This window comes from Flavobacterium denitrificans DSM 15936 (assembly GCF_000425445.1).
GTDB lineage: Bacteria > Bacteroidota > Bacteroidia > Flavobacteriales > Flavobacteriaceae > Flavobacterium > Flavobacterium denitrificans.
Window position 1 is genome coordinate 746,270 of record NZ_KE384377.1, and the last position, 22,849, is coordinate 769,118.

Sequence of the window (22,849 nt, forward strand, 5' to 3'; positions counted from 1 at the left end):
AAGACCTAAATTAAGACATAAAAAATATGAATAGTATGAAAAAGCTATTTTTAGTTTTATTGCTGCTGTTGCAAATACCAGCAATCTCTGGAAATTTTCAGGAAGAGCCTTCATCAAAAAAAATTATTGGAACTTGGTATGCTGATTTAAACAGAAATACAAGGTGGGTATTCAGTCAGGATGGAAAAGTCTATAATTATGACAAGGATACTTTCAAAGTAATGTATCGCTATACCATTTCAAATAGTTGCCAAAATTATTCGGATGATACGATCGAATATTTAACCCTAATGGACAAAGACGGAGATCAATATTGTTTTAGAATAAACGGGATAAATAAGAATAAAAACGGTGTTTTATCTCTTACCAAAATGGACAATATGAAATCGTTAAAATTCGTAAATAACTCAAAGATTGTTGTGTCACCTTTTGATTGAAGATAAAAGAAGAAAACAAGCTTATTTTTGAAAGCTTTTTTATATTAAACTTTCATTAACAAAAAGAAAGTTTCCATTCATTTATATTTGTAAGAGACAAATCAATCCTAAAATGTTTCTTATGAAAGTGAAGTCTTTTTTATGCCTTTTTTTATTGGTTGCTTTATCGACAGTTTCGTTTGGCCAAAATGTGAAGTTAATCACTGTAGATCAGCTTCAGGAACGAATGAAAAAAGGTAAAGACACTACTTATGTCGTTAATTTTTGGGCAACTTGGTGCGCGCCATGTGTCAAGGAACTTCCTCATTTTGAAAAACTTCAAGCCGATTTTAAATCAGAAAAATTAGCCGTTTTGTTAGTAAGCGTTGATTTTAAATCTAAACTGAGTTCGGCTGTAATTCCTTTCGTGAAGCGAAAAAATATGAAAAACGAAGTATTTCTCTTGAATGAAAGCAGTCCTCAGGAATACATCGACCGAATCGATCCTTCTTGGTCTGGAAGTATTCCGGCAACTTTATTCATTAAAGACGATAAACGAAAATTTGTCGAAACCGAATTGACATACGAACAACTATTAACTGAATATAAAAAACTTTAAATTATGAAAAAGATTATCATTTTATTAGTATTGACTTTTTCGGCTTGGCTTTCTCAGGCACAAACCGCAACGCTTAAACCAGGAGATCCAGCGCCAGATTTTAAACTGAAAAATGTGGATAATAAAGAAGTTTCTTTTGCAAGTTTTCCTAAAGCAAAAGGATTTATTGTAGTTTTTACGTGCAATACTTGTCCGTATGCAATTGCTTACGAACAAAGAATTATTGATTTGGACAAAAAATTCCGCCCACAAGGATATCCAGTAATCGCTATAAATCCGAATGATCCTGAAGCTTCTACTGCGGATACTTTCAATAAAATGCAGGATTTGGCAAAAGAGAAAAAATATCCTTTCCCATATTTATTTGATGCAGGACAAAAAATAACAGATCAATATGGTGCAAAGCGTACGCCACATATTTTTATCGTATCAAAAACTGCCAAAGGAAATGTGATTGAGTACGTTGGTGCAATTGATAATGATCCAGAGGGAACAAAAGCTGAAAAAACAAAATACGCTGAAGATGCAATTGCTGCATTGCAAAGCAATAAAAAACCTGCAGTTACACAGACTAAAGAAATTGGCTGTACGGTAAAAAGAAAAGCGAAAGCTTAATTTAGAATCTTAATTTGTTAAAAAACGTCCCGAATTTCGAGACGTTTTTTGTTTTATAAGCTTTTCAATTTCTTCATAAAAACAGGAAAAACCTCATTCAATTCATCAAACAAAGGATTTTTGCGGTGTTTCAATTTTATTTCACTGAATAATTTTAAACCAATAGCAAATTGTGTTGCTTCAGATGGATCGTCAAATAAGTTTTTGTCTTTCATTTTTTGAATGATGCCAAAAATCTCATCGTGATTAGAAAATTCAATTCCGAGTTCTTTTGCTGGCTTGGTGTCTCCGTTAGCGTATTCTTTTAGACTTAATGTCAAATAATATTTGTTTGATTTTTTTTCCATGGTAATTTGTATTCTATTTTATTTCAACCATTTGTCTACAATGGTTTTAAAAGCTTCTTTGTATTGCTCGCCAACTGTAATTTCGGTTTTGCCAATTAAAATTGAGTTTTTGGTGATTGCGCTAATCTTATCAAGAGAAACAATAAACGAACGATGAATTCTCATAAATTTTGTCGATGGCAGTTTCTCTTCCAACGCTTTTAAAGAAATTAATGAAAGCACTGTTTTTTGCGAATCATCCAAATGTACTTTTACATAATCTTTCAAACTTTCGATGTACGAAATGTCTTTTAAAGAAATTCTGACCCACTGATATTCAACTTTCAAAAAGATAAATTCGTCATCTGCAGTAATTGGCTGATATTGATTTGAAGCTTCTTCTGTGATTTGAAGTACTTTATTGGCGGCGCGCAAAAATTCCTCATAACTGAAAGGTTTTAAAAGATAATCAACAGCATTTACGCGATACCCCTCAATGGCATAATGGTTATAAGCCGTTGTGAAAACTATTTTTGGCAACGAACCAGTTTGCTCTTGTAAAAGTCTAGCCAATTCCATTCCAGTCAAATTCGGCATATTAATATCTAAGAAAACCAAATCAGGCTGTTTTTCTCTTATCAAACTCATTGCTTCAACGGCGTTATCACAGCTTGCCGTTAATTCTAGAAATGGTGTTTGTTCAATAAAAGTTTCCACAAGTTTTAATGCAAGTGGCTCATCATCAACTGCTATACATTTTAATACTGTCATTGTTCTAAAGTTATTTGCAGTTTTACATTATACATTCCGTTTGGCGCGATTCCGGCTTTTAGCGAATGTTTGTTTGGATAAATTAATTGAAGTCGGCGTTTTGTATTTGTTAAGCCAATACCGCCTTCATTTGTGGTCGAAGATTTTTCGAAATAGGTGTTTTCAACTTCAAATTCTAAGTTGTTTCCATTTTGCGTAAGCGTAATGTGAATTTCACTTTTATCTGTGGCATGGATTCCATGTTTGAAAGCATTTTCTACCAAAGGCAAAAGTAACATCGGAACAATTGGATAATCATGAATATTTTCAGGAATATTAGTCGTAATGGTCAGTTTGCTGTTGGCACGAAGTTTCATTAGGGCAATAAAATCACGCATAAATTCGGCTTCTTTGAGCAAGGTTGTTCGTTCTTCGGTGCTGTACAAAAGGTAACGCATCATTCGGCTTAAAGTATGAAGTGCATTTCTAGAATCTTCAATGTTTGAGTAGGTGAGCGAATAAATACTATTAAGCGAATTAAAGAAAAAGTGCGGATTAATCTGCGCCTTCAACATTGCTAACTCGGCCATAGTTTTGTCCTGTTCCAATTTTTGTTTGTGTTGCGCGGCTTTTTGCCAATATTGCAACATGGCCCAGCTGGTACTTATTCCTAAAACCAAGAGCGTAAGCATTAAGACATAGTTGTCAAAATAAGGGTTTTTATATTTTTTGAATCCTATAATCGCACTGATTTTGGCGTGAAGATCGGTCTGCGAAGTATATAAATATGCGATAAATTGCATGGCAAAAATGGTGAGAAATGCCCAAAGCAAAAATGGCGATGTATTGTCTTTGATAATGGTTTTTGGAACAATGATTTTGGCATTAGAATAAAATATGAGTATCAAAAGGGTCAGTACTATCATCTGCCAAAGCCAAAATACAGATGGAAGTACTACATTCCAAGTTAAAGGGATGTAAAACAGCATGATAAATCCCAATAAAAACCAGCCGAGAATGTGTAATCCGGTGAATAAATACGGTCTGTAAATGTTTGATGCCATTATAATTTTTGATTTTTTAAAGACAATATTACATTTTATTTAAATACAATGAAGAACCAATCGCCCAAAATACATTTATAGTCTTTAAAAACCATTTTACAGCCGATAAGTCAGAAATTAAACGATCGTTTAATTTTTGAAATAATTTCATCGGGTGTAAAACTATCTCTATCGATTGTCTCTTGCCGTACGTCTATTCGAAAAATTTTGCGTGTACTATTTTAGTTCTTTTGTCTATTAATAAATAGAAAATCTCATATTTTATCAAAATGAATAAGCAATCTTTTTTTAGTATTCTAACCGCCGCAGTGATTCTTTCTTCATGCGGAAATAAAAATGATAAGTCGGCTCAAGGAGGTGCTCCACAGGTAAAAGAGTATAAAACGCTAACCTTGCAACCTGAATCTGCAACCATGTATAGTGATTATCCTGCAAGCATTCAGGGACAACAAAACATTGAAATTCGCCCAAGAGTTGAAGGCTATATAGATAAAATCTTTGTAGATGAAGGTGCAGTAGTAAAAGTTGGACAGCCTTTGTTCAAAATTAGCGCACCAGAATATGAGCAACAAGTTCGTACAGCATCTGCAAGTATAAAAAGCGCTCAGGCAGATGTTAGTGCTGCAAAATTGGCGGTAAACAAAGTAAAACCACTAGTTGAAAAAGGAATTATCAGTAAATATGATTTAGAATCAGCGCAATATACGTATGAATCGGCTCTGGCTTCTTTGGCTCAGGCCAATGCAAGTTTGGTTAATGCTAAAACTAATTTAGGCTATACAACAGTAACAAGTCCAGTAAATGGTGTTGTGGGTTCAATTCCGTTTCGATTAGGAAGTTTGGTAAGTTCAAATACTGCCGAGGCTTTAACTACAGTTTCAAGCATCGGAAATGTGTATGCTTACTTCGCTATAAATGAAAAGAAACTTTTAGATTTCACACAGAGCGCATCGCCGGGATCCACATTGGCACAAAAAATCCAAAATATGCCAGCCGTTTCGTTGTTGCTTTCTGATGGTTCTCCTTACCCAGAAAAAGGACGTGTAGAAACCGTAAACGGATTAATTAATACAGAAACTGGTTCGGTTACTTTTAGAGCTCGTTTTGCCAATCCGAAAAGCATTATCAGAAGCGGAAGCAGCACGACAGTTAGAATTCCGACCGATGTAAAAGACGCAATGATTATTCCGCAGAGCGCAACCTATGAACTTCAAGATAAACTTTTTGCGGTTGTTGTTGGGAAAGATGGAAAAACAAAAAGCACCAATATCACAGTTATGGAAAATGGTGCAGGAAATTATTATGTGGTTACAAGTGGTTTACATTTGGGTGATCAAATTGTTTTGGAAGGTGTTGCAACACTAAAAGATGGAACAGAAATTAAATCCCAAAATGAAAGTGCTGAGAAAGTTTACGCCGATTTAAAATAAAAACAAATGTTTAAGAAATTTATACAACGACCTGTACTTTCAACAGTAATATCGGTTATTATTGTTATTCTAGGTGTTTTGGGACTTATTGAATTGCCTATTTCTCAATATCCAGATATTGCGCCGCCAACTGTAAATGTTTCGGCAAGTTATACAGGAGCCAATGCCGATGTGGTATTGAAAAGTATCGTAATTCCACTTGAAGAGCAAATCAATGGGGTAGAAAACATGACATACATGACTTCTACAGCTACTAACGACGGAAATGCTTCAATCAAAATCTTTTTTAAAGTAGGTACAAATCCTGATTTGGCAGCGGTAAACGTGCAAAACAGAGTTTCGAGAGCAACAAGTTTACTGCCTGTTGAGGTAACTCAGGCGGGGGTTACAGTAACCAAGAGCCAGAGTAGTAACTTATTGATTTTCTCGTTATACAGCGATGATAAAACATATGATCAGACTTTCCTTCAAAATTATGCTAAGATCAACTTGGTACCGCAAATTCAGCGTGTGGTTGGAGTAGGTGATGTAACGGTTTTTGGAGCAAAAGATTACTCCATGAGAATCTGGTTAAAACCAGACGTAATGCAGCAATATAAACTGATTCCGAGTGATATTTCTGCTGCATTGGCGGAACAAAACATTGAAGCAGCGCCGGGGAAATTTGGTGAAAATGGAGATCAGGCTTTTCAATATGTAATCAAGTACAAAGGGCGTTTAACAAGTGCAAAAGAATTTGAAGATATTGTCATCAAATCGGTTGGAAATGGCCAAATGTTGCGTTTGAAAGATATTGCCAAAGTAGAATTAGGATCTTTGAGTTATGCGTCAACAATTAAAACAAATGGTGTAGAATCTGCAGCAATGGCAATTAGCCAAACGCCAGGCTCGAATGCACGTGACGTAATCATCAATTCTAAAAAATTGATTGAAGAAGCAGCGAAAAGCTTCCCAAAAGGTGTAAAATATACGGTTTTAGTTGACGTTAATGAGAACTTGGACGCTTCGATTGAAAAGGTAATTCACACTTTGATCGAAGCTTTTATTTTGGTTTTCATCGTAGTTTTTATTTTCCTTCAAGATTTCAGATCGACTTTAATTCCGGCAATTGCAGTTCCGGTTGCGATTGTAGGAACCTTTTTCTTCCTTAATTTATTCGGATTTACGATTAACTTATTGACGCTTTTTGCGATGGTTCTCGCTATTGGTATTGTTGTCGATGATGCCATTGTGGTTGTTGAGGCGGTGCACGCCAAACTCGATCACGGTTATAAATCGGCTAAAAAAGCGACAATTCATGCCATGAACGAAATTTCCGGAGCAATCATTTCGATTACTTTGGTTATGGCGGCGGTATTTATTCCGGTGACTTTTATCAACGGATCAACGGGAGTTTTCTATAAACAATTTGGTATAACGCTTGCCGTTGCGATTATTCTTTCAGCTGTAAACGCCTTGACTTTGAGTCCGGCTTTGTGTGCGCTTTTGCTAAAGCCACATGCTGACGATCATAAACATAAAAGCTTTTTACAGCGTTTTTATACTTCATTCAACGTTGCGTTTGATAATGTAACCGAAAGATACAAGCGTTCTGTAAGTTTTCTTTCTGTAAAAAAATGGATTGCTTTGGTATCAATTGTCATCGCAGGTGTTGCACTGGTTTATATGATGAAAACTACGCCATCGGCTTTTGTACCTTCAGAAGATCAGGGAACTGTTTTTGCAAATATTAGTTTACCGCCATCGGCCTCAATGGAACGTTCTGATGTAATTGCTAAAAAAGTTGATAGTATCGCACAAACTATTCCAGGAGTTAAAAACACACTTCGCATTGTGGGACAAAACTTTACGGCAGGAGCGGGTAGTGCCTACAGTATGGTTATTGTGAAATTGAAACCTTGGGACGAACGTGATTTGAGCGTTGATGATGTAATTGGTCAATTATTTGCCAAAACAAGCGGTATTCGCGAGGCTAATATTTTCTTTATTTCTCCACCAACGATTCAAGGTTTTGGACAAAGTGGCGGATTTGAATTCCAATTGCAAGATAAAGGTGGGCATACTACTGCAGAATTTTATAAAGTCAACAACGAATTTTTGGCAAAATTATCAGAACGTCCAGAGATTCAATATGCGACAACGCCTTTTAATCCAGGTTTCCCGCAATATATGATGGAAATTAATTTGGCGAAAGCCAAAGATGCTGGAGTTTCGGTGAACACGATTTTATCGACAATGCAAGGTTACTACGGAGGATTGTATGCTTCGAATTTCAATAAATTCGGAAAACAATATCGTGTAATGATTCAAGCTTCACCAGAGTTCAGAACAAATAAGGAAGGTTTGAATAAGATATTTGTTCGTAACAGTGCAGGTACAATGGCTCCAATTACCGAATTTGTAAACATGACGAGAGTTTTTGGACCAGAATCAATTTCGAGATTTAACTTGTTTACGTCTATTTCTATCACTGGAGCACCAAAACCAGGTTATAGTTCTGGAGATGCTATTAAGGCCATTCAGGAAGTTGCGGCAGAAAGTTTACCAGCTGGTTATGGTTATGAATTTTCAGGATTAACGCGTGAAGAATTAGCTTCAGGAAGCGAGACTATTTTCATATTCTTATTGTGTTTGGTTTTTGTTTATTTCTTGCTGAGTGCGCAATATGAGAGTTATATTTTGCCTTTTGCGGTATTGTTTTCAATTCCGTTTGGATTGGCGGGAGCGTATTTATTCTCGATCATTTTCAAATTGAACAGTAACATTTATCTCCAAATTTCCTTGATTATGCTGATCGGACTTTTGGCAAAAAACGGAATTTTGATTGTTGAATTTGCTTTGGACAGAAGACGTAAAGGTTTACCAATTGTTCAAGCGGCAATTGAAGGAGCTGTAGCGCGTTTGCGACCAATTTTAATGACTTCGTTTGCCTTTATCCTTGGACTTGTACCGTTGATGTTTGCTACTGGAGCAGGAGCCGTTGGAAACAAATCTATTGGAACTGGAGCAGTAGGGGGAATGTTGATTGGAACTATTTTAGGCGTTTTTGTAATTCCTGTTTTGTTTATCATTTTCCAGAGTTTGCAAGAAAAAGTCAGCGGTCCGGCCAAAGAAAGTTATGATGATGAAGACGATGATGAAGAAATTCATTTATTGGAAACTCACAAAGAGTAAAATTTAATTAAAAAAAAGATGACTAATAGTTCAAATAAATATATTTTGTTGGTAATGACGGCCGCGTTTTTGAGTGCGTGTTCGGTTACCAAAAAGTACGAACGTCCTACCACAATTTCGACAGATAAATTGTATCGTGATCAGACTTCTGCCGATACGACTACGATTGCTGATATGCCTTGGCAAACTGTTTTTAAAGATGAAAAACTAAACGCTTTAATTCAGAAAGGTTTGGATCAAAATCTGAATCTGAAAAATGCAATTGAGAATATCGTGCAAGCGAGAGCTTCTTTGCGTCAGAGCAAATTGGCGTATTATCCAACTTTGCAATTGGATGCCAATGCAACGCACACCAAACAATCGGAAGCAGGATTAAACTTTCCAGCTGGAATCAATATTAACACATTGACGACAACTTATAAATTAGGTTTAAGTACAAGTTGGGAAGCTGATATTTGGGGGAAATTAAGCAGTTCTAAAAGAGCGGCATTGGCAACGTATTTGGCTTCTGATGCGGCAAAACAAGCCGTTCAGACACAATTGATTTCAGATATTGCCAACAATTATTTTAGACTTCTTGCTTATGATAAATCCTTGAAAATTACGCAGGAAACATTAGAAAGTCGTATTAAAAATGTTGCAACAATAAAAGAACTTAAAGAAGGTGCGATTGTTACTGGCGCGGCAGTTGTGCAAAGCGAAGCCAATCAGCATGCTGCGGAAGTTTTGATTCCGGATTTAAAACAGAGTATTCGTGAGACAGAAAATGCTTTGAATATTTTGCTGGGACAAGCGCCGGGACCAATTGATAGAGGAAATTTGGATTCGCAAATTGTTCCTGAAAATCTTGCTTTAGGCGTGCCATCTCAATTATTAGAAAATCGCCCTGATGTGCGTCAAGCTGAGTTTAATTTCAGGACTGCTTTTGAAATGACAAATATGGCAAAAACCTATTTTTATCCGAGTTTGACGCTTACTGCAAGCGGTGGTTTTTCGAATTTAGAGTTAAAAGATTTCTTTGCCAATTCTGTGTTTTATTCCCTAATTGGCGGATTAACACAACCGATTTTCAATCAAGGAATTAATAAAATGAGATTGACGCAAGCGCAGTCGCAACAAGTGCAAGCGTACAATAATTTTCAACAAAGTCTTTTAACGGCAGGTCAGGAAGTTTCAAATGCTTTGTACACGTATCAAATGGCAGTAGAAAAAGAAGATTCAAGAGCAAAACAAATTGAAGCTTTAATAAAAGCGGTTGATTATACACAACAACTTTTAGAATATAGCTCGGCTACCAATTATACCGATGTTTTGACATCAGAACAAAACCTTTTAGCTGCTCAATTGAGCGGTGTCAACGATAATTTACAGAAACTTCAGGCGGTTGTTAATTTGTACCGCGCCTTAGGCGGAGGCTGGAAATAGTAATTAGTTTATAATGATAAAAACGTCCCGAATTTCGGGACGTTTTTTGAAATGTATATAGGCTAAAAAGTGTCCTTCGTCGATTGATTTTCCATTTCCGTATAATGCATGCGAGATGCACTAAATATTGGCATTACTTTCGATTATTATCTACTGAAATTAATATTTAAAAACAAAAAAGATGAAAAAGTTAGTATTCGCCACAGTGCTTTTTATGAGTGTATTTTTTGCTCATGCACAAGTTTCGATCAATGTAAATATTGGAACACCTCCAAATTGGGGTCCGCAAGGGAATGACGTCAGCAGATATTATTATTTGCCAGACATTGATGTTTATTATGATATAAACCAAAGTGTATTTATTTCTGATAATAACGGAAAATGGGTACGCGCAAAAAGACTTCCAGAAAGATACAGACAATATGATTTGTATTCAGGTTATAAAGTAGTTTTGAATGACTATAGAGGAGATGCTCCTTATACTTATCATACTAAACATAGAGCAGAATATCCAAAAGGATATCATGGAAAACCTCAGAAAAACAGAGGTGAAAAACCAGCAAAAAACAACATTTCTAAAGGGAAACAGAAACACGAAAACAAATAGTACACAAACAAAGAATATTCTAATAAACAATATTCTAAAGGGTATTCAAACAAAGACCACGATCGATCACATGGTGATCACTATTAATCAAATTTGAACATGACGAAGAAAAGCGTCCCGAATTTCGGGACGCTTTTTGATTTTATTAAAAAACAATCCGCTCCAGAAGTACTGAAGCGGACTGTTCCAATTAAAAAAAAACTCAAGTGAATAACTACTCGTTATTATTTTTTAGAATACCCCAATATAATGGTTTCCAGGTTTGTTAAGCAATTTTGCACCTTTAGTAACTTTTCCAGAAGGAATATCAATTATATAAATGTTACCATCTTTCCCAACTGGTGTTACGGCGATGTAGAAGTTGTTTCCATCTACCACAAAACCTTGGTATTGTCCAAAATCTAAGTCAGCGTCGTAATCAATACCTTCTACTTTTTGAGCAGTTCTCGCATTCAAATCCAATCTTGCTAAATAACCTTGTTCTGTGCCTTCAAAAGTATAAACTGCATAAGCAATGCCGTTTCCAACATATCTCCAGGCATCAATATAACTTCCTTTAATTCCTAAAGCAGTATCTAAACTGAATACATATGAATTGTCATATTCGTTGCTTTGATTGATTTTTAGGATATAAGAACCTTTTTGAGTATCTCTTTGTGTTGCTTGGTAGATGTTTCCATCCGAAGCCACAAAGCTGTTGAAGCTTCTGTAGCCGCTTGTATCGCCAAATCCAACTGTAGAAGTAATCACTTTAGGGTTTGTCAAAGCTGGGTAATCAACAACAACAGATTTAGATCCTAGACGAGTAAAAGTCTCTGCATTTTGACCTGTTGCAGGATCAGTTTTACGCATCCAAGTTCCAATGATTAATTTGTTTCCAGCTTTGTTCAATGTTGGTGCATCTAAACGGAAAATATGGTGTCCTTGTGCTTCTTCTTCAGCGCTCAAAGGAATTTCATATTGTTTGAATGCTGAAATTAGAGTTTGTTGCATATCTAAAGATAATACTGTAGCAGTTCCTCTAGTATATTTGAATGTTTTGTCTGCATTTGTGTTCACTATTGGAGCTGTTACGTTTACCGCGACACCCGTTTTGTCACCATCAAAAAGTTTTACCCATCTTGGAGATGTTCCAGCGTATTGAGAGATATTAACTTTTGTTTGAGATTCAGCAAACTCTTTTCCTCCATTAACTTTATAAGTCATGAATTCACCGCCATTAGCACCTGTATAAGTGATATTGAAAAGAGTAGTTCCATCTACAGAAGACTGTAAACGTGCCGTTCTGCTTGATTGTACAGGAACCCCTTGATCGTAAACGTTTACAGAAAAATTAGGGTCAGCAGCATTTTCTTTGCTGATTGCATATACTCTTGTCCCTCCATTTCCGTCACCAGGATTCGTTTGCATTAAAGCGCCAGCTACGGTAATCCAACGTCCATCTGTAACTGGATTTACGGGTTCTGAGCTATTGTTGTCATCACTGCTACAAGCTGTTGCTAGAGCAAGCGCTCCAATTAATAAGCTAGAGGTTAATAATTTAAATGTGTTCTTTTTCATTTTTATTGCATTTAAAAATTAAGTAATTAAAATTTATTTAGGTTATAGTTAACTTTTAGGTAAAAGGCTCTTCCTGGTTTTTGTGCGGCAAAGTTGTCGTATACTTGTTCATCCAAAATATTTCGCGCATCAAAACTTACAGTGATTTGTTTGTTTGGAAAAACATAACTCAAACCCAAATCCTGTGGAAATTGAGCAGAAGTTCGATCGATTTCTAGCCACGAAGTATAAAATGGCGCAACATAACCACAGTAGTAATACAAATTAAGCTCTGACTTGCTCTGGATGACATTTCTGAAATTATATTGCAAATTTCCATTTACAGTGAAGTAAGGTTCGTTTGGTAATTGTTGGTTGTAGTATGGTAAAACATTACCGTTTGAATCGTATTTGTCTTTGTAAAGCGAATTGAATTTTGAAAGATTCATTCCAGCAAAAAAGCGGTCGTTGTATGAGTATTGAAGTGAAGTTTCAAAACCTACTGACTGTGCTTTTCCTAAATTTACAAACGGTGTTGCCTGCACCGCGTCATTTAAACGAATACTTATTTGACGAACAATTTTATCTTCTGTATTTCTCCAAAAAGCATTTCCAGAAAAGGTGATTTTATGATTATTGACAGCATAAGGACCAAAACGAAAACCTGCATTGAAATTATTGCTTTGCTCAGGACCTAAATTAGTATTGCCCAAAATATTCTCGCCTGGACGTCCAAATACTTCATCTTCTGTAGGAAGACGTATTGCTTTTTCTGCAGAAAGCATTGCCATAATTTTAGGCGTAATGGTATAAGAGCCCGCTATTCCATATCCTGTAAAATTGGTGTTTTTTGATGAAACTTCAGCGCTAATTGCATTTTGCCCATTTTGACTTATAATTATGGGCTTAATTTCGTTGTTTACTAAATCGTAATTTTTAACAAACAGACTCGCTCGCATACGTGATTCAAATGCTGACATTTCGTAGCCAAACGACGAAACAATTTTGGTTAAATCACGCGTTACATCAAAATTTCTAATTAATTCTGGTTTCATTCTGTCAAGTTCATTTTGATCAAAAATATAAGTCATTACATTTGCGAGAACTTTATGGTTTTCATTGATAGAATAGGTTAGTCCTGCCCTTGTATTGAAAACATTTGCAGTTCTATAATTTAATGTTGCTGCTCCTTGTTGCGCCCCAGTAGTAGTTAAAATTGGTTCACCATATAAACCAATCGCTTTTTCTCCATTCCAGTTGTAATTCCACTTTACAGTATCACTTATAAACTCATTTTTATGACTGTAAACAGCCAGTGCAGAAAAATCTAGGTTCTTAATCAGGAAATCTTTTTTAGCATATGTAATGCTGACAACATTTGCTTTGTTTTCACCATGCCTTCCCTTGTAAGGTTTTGTCATGTATTGACCATGCTGAATTTGGTTGTAATCCTGTGATCCGTTATAACTTATACTGAAAGTATCAGCCCAATCTACATTTGTAAAACCGGCTTCAATACGACCTCCAAATGATTTGTACATGCTCTCAAATCTTTTGGCTCTGATGTATTCGTAGCGGCCATTTGGTAAGATATTATAAACCCATCTTCCCCAAACTTCATAATCGTTGTCAGAATAATTTTGGAAAGCATTTGCTTTTACTGTAAATCCATTTTTATCTCTAAAAGTTGCATTTAAATTAGATTGTACGGTATTAAATGAACCATAAGAAACAGAAGCGTTCAAACTATTTTTAGCTCCTTTTTTCAAAACAACATTGATTGCACCTCCAAGTGAATCATCGGCTAAATAAGCCGGAACGACTCCTTTAAAAACCTCAATTCTTTCTATTAAAGCGGGAGGGATGCTATTTAAACTGAAAGAGGCTCCATAAGTTTGAAGCGGAACCCCATCAATAAAAATTCTGATGGCATTGCCAGACATTCCGTTAATATTATAACTCACAGCAGAACCTAAACCTCCATTTTGCCTAACTCTTACACCGCCTGAACGGTCTAGTAAATCATTGGTTTGAAGATTTCGTTTTGCTGCTTCCTCTGTTTCGATTATGTTAACAGCAAACCCTTTTTCGACTATTTCTTTTTTGAATGTTTTTTTTTGAACTACAACTTCTTTAAGTGATTTAGGATCAGTATCTTTTTCTAATGCTATATCTACTTGAACCATTGGTTTATTTATAGCTAGATTTATATTTTTTGGCTTGGCTTCCATTGAAGAAATTTGAAGTATATAGTTTCCATATGCTAAACCTTTTAGCTCGAATTCTCCGTTGTTGTTTGAAACGGCAAACTTTTGGGTTCCTGAAACCAAAACCGAAACTCCAAAAGCTGTAGAGCCGTTTTCATATCTTATTTTTCCTTTAGCATTTCCGGTTTGTGACCAGATAGGTGTGGTGATTAAAAAAAGTAGTATTGCAATAAATCTCATTGGGTTGTCTCTAATTTGAGACGCAAACTTATAGTATTATTTAAATTTAATCTAAATAAACGTATTAGAAGATTATTAGATTTACATTAGAGATTTTAATGTTGAAATGGGAGTTGTTAGTTGCTAATTATACATGTATGCCTTGCTGAGTGAAGTCGAACCAAAATCGTAGAATGCTACAAAAAAAATGAAATAAATTTTTATTTTAGTAATCTGACTTTAAGCAAATATGGAAAAAGAAAATACCACAAAAATCAAAGGATCGATTTTGTTAAATATTATTTTTATCTTGGAATTGTATGCTCTTCCTGTGCAGTTTTATTTGTTGTTAAACGGATCTGAATTCACCTTTTTAAGCGCAACCGTACGCTTTTTTAGTTTTTTCACCACTCTTACAAATTCGCTAGTTTTCCTTTGCGTTACAATGCTTTTATTTGGAGCAAAATCAAAAGCGATTTCATTTTTTTCAAAATGTACGACAATTACAGCCATTACGGTATATATCCTGATTGTAGGGATAGTTTTTAACGTGCTCCTTCGTTCTGTTGCACATTTAGAAGGCCAACATCGAATTGTAAGCGAAATTTTTCATTCTGTTGTTCCGGTTTTGTTTTTTATTTATTGGCTGTTATTTGTCAATCCAGAAAAAATCGCTTTCAAGGTTATTTTGTTTTGGCTGATTTATCCAATTAGTTATATGATTTATACATTAGGGCACGGAATTTTGACTAATTTTTATCCTTATCCTTTTGTAGATGTTGCAAAAATAGGTTTTGAAAAAGCAATTATTAATGGTTTTTTTGTTCTACTGGCGTTTGTGATTTTGTCATTTATTTTAATTTTTATTTCTAATAAAAGAAGCAAAAGTGGCAAATAATTATCTGCAAAATAAAAACTTAGCAGCTTAGTTTCTTAGAATCTTAGTACCTAAAAACTAAAATTTTGCCTTAAAGTGTTTAATATTGAAGTTTTTAGATTTGATGGCCTTTCCTTTATCAGTAATCATCAAACAAGAATATTCAGGGAATTTTTCAATCAACAGCAAACCTTCTTTTTGGCCTAAAACCATTATTGAAGTACTCAGTCCGTTTGCATTTTCTGCATTTGGGCCAAAAACGGTTACACTGCATAATCCAGTTGCAGGATAACCCGTTGAAGGGTTTATAATGTGTGAATAGCGTTTGCCATTAAAAACAACAAATTTTTCATAATTGCCTGAAGTGGTGACAGCTTGTTGTTCAAGGGGAACAACAGCTAAAAGTTTTTCAGGGTCAAACGGATTGGTGATGCCAATTTTCCATGGTGTTCCATTTGGTTGTTTTCCCCAAGTGCTCATGTCGCCAGAACCATTTATAATTCCCGCTTTTATCCCTTTTGCTAGCATCATGGTACGACATTTATCGGTCGCGTAACCTTCGCCAAGAGCACCAAATCCAATTTTCATTCCTTTTAATTTCAAGAAAATTGTTGATTGTACACTATCTAGAAGAATGTTTTTGTAACCGACTTTTTCGACCGATTTTTTTATGGCTTCCGCCGAAGGCATTTCGGTCATTGAACCGTCAAATTTCCAGATTCGGTCCATTGCAGCAAAACTTACATCAAATCCACCATTGGTGATTTGAGATAATTTCAAAGCTCGTTGTGTTAATTCAAAAACTTCGCGATCGACTTTAATGGGTTTTATTCCCGCATTCTGATTGACTTCTGAAACTTGAGAATCTGGTTTCCAGTCCGATATCAGTTTTTCAATTCGGGTAATTTCTGCAATAACTTCATCTATATTTTTTTCCGCGTCAAGCGAATCTTTCCCAACAATGGTAATGTCAAAACGCCCACCCATCAGCAAAGTCGTTCTTTTTCGCAAGACTTGTGCATGGGCTGAGAAGCTGAAAATCAGTACTAAAAGAAATAAAATTCTTTTTAAAATTGATTTCTGAATTGACATAAAATTGGTTTTAAAGTATTTAATAACAATCCGTTAAAATCTGACCATTGTTTTTTAATTCAGAAAGATTTTTGATGTTTCTTTCTAAACATAAAATATCCAGAATTGCTTCAACATCTTTTTGCATCGCAAGCGAACCGCAAATCATGATAACGCCGCCATTTTTCAATAAATCGACAAAAAAATCGGCATCGCGTTTGATCAAATCCATTACATAAAAATGATTGTTTTCGCGCGATAAAGCCAAGTGGAAATCCTTAAGCTGGTTTTTCTGAATCATTTCTGAAGCAAACTTTTTATAACCCAAAACCATTTCTGTTTCCATTCTAAATCCAGAATACAAATGCGTCTCTATTTTTTTCTTGTTTTGTTCAATCATTCCAAGAAAAGGCGCAATTCCAGTTCCGTTCGAAATCAAGGCAACTTTTGAAGATTTTTTCGGAAAATGAAAAGCTTGATTATTGATAATCCTAGCATTGATGATTTTACCTGGAGTTAAATTATTTAAGAAACTAGAACCCAATCCTTGCGAATGCAATTTAACAACCAATTGGATGTTTCCAGAATGGTTTCCGATAGAATAAAGGCGCTCTCTAGTATCATTTGCAGGATAAATTGCCAATAAATCTCCCGAAGTAAATTTGGCTCTCATATTCGCTCTAAGAGTCACCATGAAAGTCTGCTCTGATTCTGAAACTAAAGTTTTATCCAAAACCATTAATTTCTGCAATCCTTTCGGAACATGATTGTAAACAGAAGGTGTTGTCGATAATGAAATTCCAGTTTTGGCACTCCATAACTTAATCCATTCCAGAAACTCTGCAGCCGATTTATCGTTTACCGTTTGTAATTTCAAAAAGCGTTCAGACCAATTTTGCTGTTCTAAAAGTTTATCGATTTCAATAGCAAAACCGCAAAAATCTGGATACGATTTTGATCCAAAACCAACTACTGAAAAATTGATTTTTTGTTGCTGATTGTGTTTCTTTAAAAGCGAAATAAATTTTGTTCCGTTTGAAGGCGCATCGCCCAAACCGTGGGTAGAAGAAAAAACAACAATATGTTCTGCTTTTGGAAAAGCATTAAAATTGTTGAGATCAGAAATATGCGCTTTATGTCCTTGATCAATTAATTGCTTCAGAATAGCATTTGCAAAACGCAGAGTGCTTCCGTTTTCAGAACCGGCTAAAAGAATGATTGAACTTTCAGACGCTTTGAATTTGTTTTTAATTCGGCTCGCTCTTCGTTTTAAGGTAATTGCAAAACCAGAATAGATAAAAAACAGAATGTTTAAACATGCAATTGCTAAAATAACAGCCCAAACTGCATTTATTCTTCCGGTATGAATATCAAGACTCAAAGCTGCTAATTGAATCGTCATTGGCGAAAGCTTTTCACTTACCACAGCACCAGTAACCTGATTGACTTCGATTTCGCGATCTTTTAATTCGATGATGTAATATTCCTCTGGATCATCAGTAAAAGGAAATTCAATTTTCTTGACATCAGATAATAAAGTTGTTTTGAAAATGGAATTTTTTTTGGCGTCTGCCGAAAGCTCTGTTTTTATGGGTTTTGCTTTTTCATCTCCTATAAAAAAATTAAACCTTTCAAGAGATAAATAAGTTCCTGTAAGCGCAATAATCAAAATCGGAATCAAGGCAAGCCTTCCAAAAATTACATGATAATATTGAGCAAAATATTCTTTGATTACTTTTGAAAAGAAATTTCGAATTCCTCTTTGTCTGCTCAGCACAAGCATAAAACCCGAAATCGAAATTAGAAATAATAAAAACGAGATAACGCCAACAAAAAAACGCCCCGTTTCATGAAGAAATAGGGAGCGGTGAAGACTGGTGATCCACTGAATAAACTCGCTTTTTTTTGCAGGAGTTCCTAGTACTTTTCCTGTTCTGGCATCAATAAAAGATTTAATGTCATTTCCATCTTCATCAATAGCCTGAAGTGTTACAAACTGATTGTAATCAACGCTTAATTCAGTGATTTCGGCATATTTCTTTTTTAAAACTGGGAGTGTTTCTCCTAAAGTTAAGGCATTGAAATTTTCTGTTTTGTACGGCACTGTTTTTTCCTGAACAGCATCAACAGCAAGAATAATTCCTGTTACAGAGGCAAGCAGTAAAAACAAAGAAGAGAACAAAGCCAGGGCTAAGTGTGTGTAACGCCAAAAAGAAAGAGTCATTGAATGTAAGCTGTTGTAATATAGTGAAATGTAATAAGCTTTGTCAAAATTTAAAACTTTGACAAAGCTATATTTTTTAGTTTAAGCGAGAATTAAATTTTGTTTAATCTTACATATCTGATGTAGCCTTTTCCTTCCGTTTTATCAGCTAAACCAGCTGTTGTCAACGGAATTTCAAGATCGCTTACATAATATTTTTGATCCTCAACAGCCGATTCAAATCTTAATTTATATCCTTTGTTGATTTTAGATTCATCGATTTCGAAAGTAGTAACACTTCGGTCTCCTCCAGTAACTGACGCTCCTGAAATAGCACTAATGTTATCATTTTTTGCAGTATGAAATTTGTTCCATTCTTTTAATGATTTGTACCATTTTTTATCATCTCCCATTACATAAAGTGTTTTCTCATATTCGCCTTTTGGATTGATTAAAGAAACCACGATGTATGCGCCTTCGCCCATATAATTTGCCATTTGAAGCATGCATTTGTATTTGCTTGCTTGTGCATTAGATTGAAAAGAAATAAGGCAGATAAGAGCACTTGTAAGTGCGATTTTTAAAATTGATTTCATTTTTTGTTAATTGTAAATTGTTAATTGTGAAGAGTTTATATGTGTTGTCAACGGTTTGAGCTTTTGACTTTTGACTTTCCACTTTTGACTAAAAATTATTTTAAAAACTCTATTGAGATATTTTGTTTTGTCAATGACTCATTTTCTTTTGCTAAAGCATAAGCGCTTTCATCAAATTCTGTCTTAACGTCTTTTTTAGCACCAATAGATAACAAATATTTCAAAACAATATCATCTTTTGCAACCATTGCCGCTTTATGCAAAGCCGTGATTCCGTCTTTATTTTTTGCATTTACATCGATGTTTAAAGGCGCTAATTTTTTAAGCAAAGATAAATCGTTTTTCGCTGCTGCGAAATGATATAAAGTGCTTCCATCTTTTTGCGGGGCAGCAAGATTTAAGCCTTTTTCTTGAAGCAATTTTGCTTTAGTATCAAAAGTATCTTGTTTTGGATCTGGTCTGTAGGATTGCACTAAGTAAAAACCTAGATTATTACCGTCTTTATCTTTTACATTGACATCTGCGCCTTTTCCTAAAAGAAGCGCTACAGCATCTGGAGTTCCAGATTTAACAGCCATTGTCAATGCCGATTCGCCTTTGGCATTTTGTAAATTAATGTTTTTGGCAACAGGCAATAAAACTTCTAAAGAACCATTTTCTCTAGCACCCGCAGCAATCATAAACGGCGTATTTCCGTCGTTGTTTACTTTGTTTGCATCAACACCTTTAGAAAGGAAATACGAAATAATTTCTTTCTGATTTGGTTTCCCAGCCAATAAATGCAATACATTCTCGCCAGATTTTCCAGTTACAGTTGGTTTTAATTTTAATTCTTCAACTAAAAACTTATAAGCGTCTAATGAAGTAGTTTCTCTACGGTTTCCTTGAGTTGCTATAAGAAGCGCGTTGTCAGTATATTTTACTTTTCTGTCCAATAATTTTTTCAAAAGAGTAATATTTCCAATTTTTGCAGCATAATCAAAAGCTGTACTTCCATTATTGTCAACGTCTTTTAGTGATAATCCTTTTGTAATTAAATAGTCAGTCAGTTTCAAATCTTTATCAGACGGAATAGCTAATAAAAGCAAGTTTTCTCCGTCCTTATATTTTTTCTTCGGATTGATTCCTGCCTTAAAAAAAGCTTCGTAAAGCGCCGGATCAAATTGCCCGTTTGTAGCTGCAAAAACAAGTGGAGTAGTACCGTGGCTGTCCTCAAGATTGATGTCTGAGCCTTTGCTGATTAAATATTGTACAAGTTCAGTATTTCCTCTGTAAGCCGCCCAGTGCAAATAAATACGATTATCATGAGTAGATTTGCTTACAGGATTTCCAGGCTGGTCTAGTAAAAATTTGATGCTTGCCAAAGGAGCATCATTATTAATTGCAAGTGTAGTAACGTCAAAAGCATTCGCATTTGCCTCTGCCGGATTGTTTCCTTTTGCAATTTCGGCTTTAACTGTATTTACATCTGGCGCTGTTTTCCAAAATGAAGCGTCTAATAAAGTGTTTTTTTGTTGTGCATTAACAAATAAAGCAGTAGTTAATGCCAAAGAAAGAAAGAAATTCTTTTTCATATTTTGGTATTTGTTGTTTTTCAGTTAGTTAAATCATTAGCTCTTTTGAAATGAAAATCATTCGGGAAAGCTATTCTATTTAGAATAAATAAAAATAACGCAAATGTAAAAATTAATCTCAGTAAATCAATTTATTTGATGCAGAAACTTTCCTCTTAAGCATATTTTAAGACTTTTCTCCTTGGTTTACTTTTTATAAGACTTATGAGAGAAACAAAAGTTTAATTCGGATTAAAATTTAATTGTAACGCAACGAAACTCCAAATACGTTAGACGCACTGCCGTGCGTCTCTACAAAAAATCGGTAAAATTATTTCGTCGAATGTTTTTTTACAAAACAAAAAGGTATAATTCTGATTAAATATTAATTTAGTAGCCGTTTCCCAAAATAAAATCCTAAAATCGAAAACATTTGTAAATGGAAAATATTACTGTAATTATAATGTTGCTGTTTGGCGTTGCTTTTTTGAGCTTGATAAGCAAAAGATATAATTTTCCTATCCCTATTGTCTTAGTGCTTTGTGGTGTTGCAATCAGTGTAGTTCCGGGTCTTCCAGTAGTTGCCTTGAATCCTGAAGTGGTTTTTATCATCTTTTTGCCTCCACTTTTATATCATGCGGCTTGGTATACCAGCTGGTTTGAGTTTAAAAAAACAATTCGTCCAATTACGCTTGCTGCAGTAGGATTGGTTTTATTTACGACCCTTGCAGTGGCTATTGCTGCTCATATGTTAATAGATGATATCTCTTGGCCGTTAGCGTTTTTACTTGGGGCAATTGTTTCGCCTCCAGATGCGGTTTCTGCAACTTCAATTACAAAAGGACTCGGATTGCATCCAAGATTGATTGCCATTCTTGAAGGCGAAAGTTTATTGAATGATGCCAGCGGTCTTGTAGCTTACAAATATGCGCTTACTGCAATAGTGGCGGGAAATTTTGTGCTGTGGGAAGCCGGATTGAACTTTTTCATCATGTCAACATTAGGAGTGGCGATAGGTTTAGGGGTAGGATATGTAATGAGCATTATTCATACAAAATTTGTTTGCGACGATATTATTGAGGCAACATTGACACTTTTAACGCCTTTTGCCTCTTATTTGCTTGCGGAGCATTTTGAATGTTCAGGAGTTCTTGCCGTTGTGACTACAGGACTTTTTCTTTCGGCGAGATCAGGAAAGATTTTTACGCATGAAAGTAGAATGATGGCGGGCACGATTTGGAATATTTTGACCAATATATTAAATGGTCTTATTTTTATTTTAATTGGTTTGCAATTGCGTCATATTATTTCGGGAATAAGCAATTACTCAGGAACTGCTTTGTTTATTTGGGGTGCGAGTATTAGCGCCGTTGTTATTTTGGTGCGTTTTTTATGGATTGTACCTGCGACATTGCTTCCGAGATTTCTCAGTAAAAGAATCCGCCAAAATGAAGAGTTTGATTATCGAAACATGATTATTTTTGGCTGGTCTGGAATGCGAGGTGTTGTTTCTATGGCTGCAGCATTGGCTTTGCCTTTAATGATAAATGAAAAAGAAGGATTTCCGCTTCGAAATTTGATTATATATTTGGTTTTCTGTGTCATACTTTCAACTTTAGTCGTTCAAGGACTTACGCTTCCATGGCTTATTAAAAAGCTGAAAGTACAGCCGTATTCAATTTTGGCCGAAGAATATCAGATTCGGAATATCATTGTTTCCGAAACTATAGCTCATATTGAAGATAATTTTTCGCTTTTAAATGATGATTTGCTTCATAATATTAAAAGCAAATATGAAGTCAAATTTAATCGTTTGCAGAAAACTGAACTTCCTGCCAATTTCTTCGGAAAAGGCAATGTAATGGGAGGGGAGATTTTTAATGATTTCACCAAACTGCAAATCGATTTGCTCAATGTTGAACGAGTAAAATTAGAAGTAATGCACAAGCAAGGCGCTGTCAATGAAGAGATTTTCAGGAAAATAGAAAAAGAGCTTGACCTTGAGGAAACACGTCTTTGGATGGAAATGTATGAGGAATAAAACTAATTAGATAATTAGAAAATTAGATAATTAGAAAATTAGAAAATTAGATAATTAGAAAATTAGAAAATTAGATAATTAGAAAATTAGAAAATTAGAAAATTAGAAAATTGATTT

18 protein-coding genes are annotated in these 22,849 nt (G+C 35.0%); 9 read left to right on the forward strand and 9 right to left on the reverse strand.

Features of this window, described 5'->3' with window-relative positions:
• The first annotated feature begins 35 nt into the window (after window positions 1-35).
• The 3 genes from H600_RS0115175 (at window position 36) to H600_RS0115185 (ending at window position 1,650) form a co-directional block, all read left to right on the forward strand.
• Window positions 36-437 (forward strand): hypothetical protein, encoded by a 402-nt coding sequence (locus tag H600_RS0115175; RefSeq protein ID WP_035108670.1) that lies wholly within the window; start codon window positions 36-38, stop codon window positions 435-437.
• A gap of 121 nt (window positions 438-558) precedes the next feature.
• Window positions 559-1,035 (forward strand): TlpA disulfide reductase family protein, encoded by a 477-nt coding sequence (locus H600_RS0115180; protein ID WP_026729588.1) that lies wholly within the window; start codon window positions 559-561, stop codon window positions 1,033-1,035.
• Between the two features lie 3 nt (window positions 1,036-1,038).
• The gene (locus H600_RS0115185; protein WP_026729589.1) at window positions 1,039-1,650 is read left to right on the forward strand and encodes a thioredoxin family protein; all 612 of its coding nucleotides are present in this window, start codon (window positions 1,039-1,041) and stop codon (window positions 1,648-1,650) included.
• Window positions 1,651-1,703: 53 nt separating this feature from the next.
• Here H600_RS0115185 and H600_RS0115190 read toward each other — a convergent pair whose 3' ends face one another.
• The 3 genes from H600_RS0115190 to H600_RS0115200 are packed head-to-tail and all read right to left on the reverse strand — an operon-like array spanning window position 1,704 to window position 3,790.
• Window positions 1,704-1,997 carry a DUF3861 domain-containing protein gene (locus H600_RS0115190; protein ID WP_026729590.1) on the reverse strand — a complete coding sequence of 98 codons (294 nt, stop codon included), beginning with the start codon at window positions 1,995-1,997 and terminating at the stop codon, window positions 1,704-1,706.
• 18 nt (window positions 1,998-2,015) lie between these two features.
• Complete coding sequence (locus tag H600_RS0115195; protein ID WP_026729591.1) at window positions 2,016-2,747, reverse strand: LytR/AlgR family response regulator transcription factor; 732 nt, start codon at window positions 2,745-2,747, stop codon at window positions 2,016-2,018.
• A complete protein-coding gene (locus H600_RS0115200; protein ID WP_026729592.1) occupies window positions 2,744-3,790 on the reverse strand; it encodes a sensor histidine kinase in 1,047 nt (348 codons plus the stop codon). The genes H600_RS0115195 and H600_RS0115200 overlap by 4 nt, the downstream gene beginning before the upstream one ends.
• A gap of 269 nt (window positions 3,791-4,059) precedes the next feature.
• On the opposite strand from H600_RS0115200, the gene H600_RS0115210 reads away from it, so the two are divergent.
• The 4 genes from H600_RS0115210 (at window position 4,060) to H600_RS22160 (ending at window position 10,426) form a co-directional block, all read left to right on the forward strand.
• Window positions 4,060-5,220, forward strand: a complete 1,161-nt coding sequence (locus tag H600_RS0115210) for an efflux RND transporter periplasmic adaptor subunit (protein WP_026729593.1) — start codon at window positions 4,060-4,062, stop codon at window positions 5,218-5,220.
• Window positions 5,221-5,226: 6 nt separating this feature from the next.
• Window positions 5,227-8,394: an efflux RND transporter permease subunit gene (locus H600_RS0115215; RefSeq protein WP_026729594.1), complete on the forward strand. Its 3,168-nt coding sequence runs from the start codon at window positions 5,227-5,229 to the stop codon at window positions 8,392-8,394.
• Window positions 8,395-8,412: 18 nt separating this feature from the next.
• Entirely contained in the window at window positions 8,413-9,819 is a 1,407-nt protein-coding gene (locus H600_RS0115220) for an efflux transporter outer membrane subunit (RefSeq protein WP_026729595.1), read from the forward strand.
• 181 nt (window positions 9,820-10,000) lie between these two features.
• Window positions 10,001-10,426 (forward strand): hypothetical protein, encoded by a 426-nt coding sequence (locus H600_RS22160; protein WP_035108672.1) that lies wholly within the window; start codon window positions 10,001-10,003, stop codon window positions 10,424-10,426.
• Between the two features lie 231 nt (window positions 10,427-10,657).
• Here the strand turns inward: H600_RS22160 and H600_RS0115235 are convergent, their stop codons facing one another.
• Both H600_RS0115235 and H600_RS0115240 read right to left on the reverse strand, forming a co-directional pair.
• A complete protein-coding gene (locus H600_RS0115235; RefSeq protein ID WP_026729596.1) occupies window positions 10,658-11,986 on the reverse strand; it encodes a hypothetical protein in 1,329 nt (442 codons plus the stop codon).
• Window positions 11,987-12,012: 26 nt separating this feature from the next.
• Entirely contained in the window at window positions 12,013-14,412 is a 2,400-nt protein-coding gene (locus tag H600_RS0115240; protein ID WP_035108673.1) for a TonB-dependent receptor, read from the reverse strand.
• A gap of 229 nt (window positions 14,413-14,641) precedes the next feature.
• On the opposite strand from H600_RS0115240, the gene H600_RS0115245 reads away from it, so the two are divergent.
• Window positions 14,642-15,289, forward strand: a complete 648-nt coding sequence (locus H600_RS0115245; RefSeq protein WP_051234432.1) for a Pr6Pr family membrane protein — start codon at window positions 14,642-14,644, stop codon at window positions 15,287-15,289.
• A 57-nt stretch (window positions 15,290-15,346) separates the two neighbouring features.
• Here H600_RS0115245 and H600_RS0115250 read toward each other — a convergent pair whose 3' ends face one another.
• The 4 genes from H600_RS0115250 to H600_RS0115265 all read right to left on the reverse strand — a co-directional run bounded on the left by H600_RS0115250 (window position 15,347) and on the right by H600_RS0115265 (window position 20,712).
• Window positions 15,347-16,360: an FAD:protein FMN transferase gene (locus H600_RS0115250; RefSeq protein WP_035108674.1), complete on the reverse strand. Its 1,014-nt coding sequence runs from the start codon at window positions 16,358-16,360 to the stop codon at window positions 15,347-15,349.
• Window positions 16,361-16,379: 19 nt separating this feature from the next.
• The gene (locus H600_RS0115255) at window positions 16,380-18,563 is read right to left on the reverse strand and encodes a PepSY domain-containing protein (RefSeq protein WP_026729600.1); all 2,184 of its coding nucleotides are present in this window, start codon (window positions 18,561-18,563) and stop codon (window positions 16,380-16,382) included.
• Window positions 18,564-18,655: 92 nt separating this feature from the next.
• Window positions 18,656-19,138 (reverse strand): DUF2271 domain-containing protein, encoded by a 483-nt coding sequence (locus H600_RS0115260; RefSeq protein ID WP_026729601.1) that lies wholly within the window; start codon window positions 19,136-19,138, stop codon window positions 18,656-18,658.
• 95 nt (window positions 19,139-19,233) lie between these two features.
• Entirely contained in the window at window positions 19,234-20,712 is a 1,479-nt protein-coding gene (locus H600_RS0115265) for an ankyrin repeat domain-containing protein (RefSeq protein ID WP_026729602.1), read from the reverse strand.
• 418 nt (window positions 20,713-21,130) lie between these two features.
• Here H600_RS0115265 and H600_RS0115270 point away from each other — a divergent pair, with 418 nt between their 5' ends.
• Window positions 21,131-22,732 (forward strand): Na+/H+ antiporter, encoded by a 1,602-nt coding sequence (locus H600_RS0115270; RefSeq protein ID WP_026729603.1) that lies wholly within the window; start codon window positions 21,131-21,133, stop codon window positions 22,730-22,732.
• Window positions 22,733-22,849 lie beyond the last annotated feature (117 nt).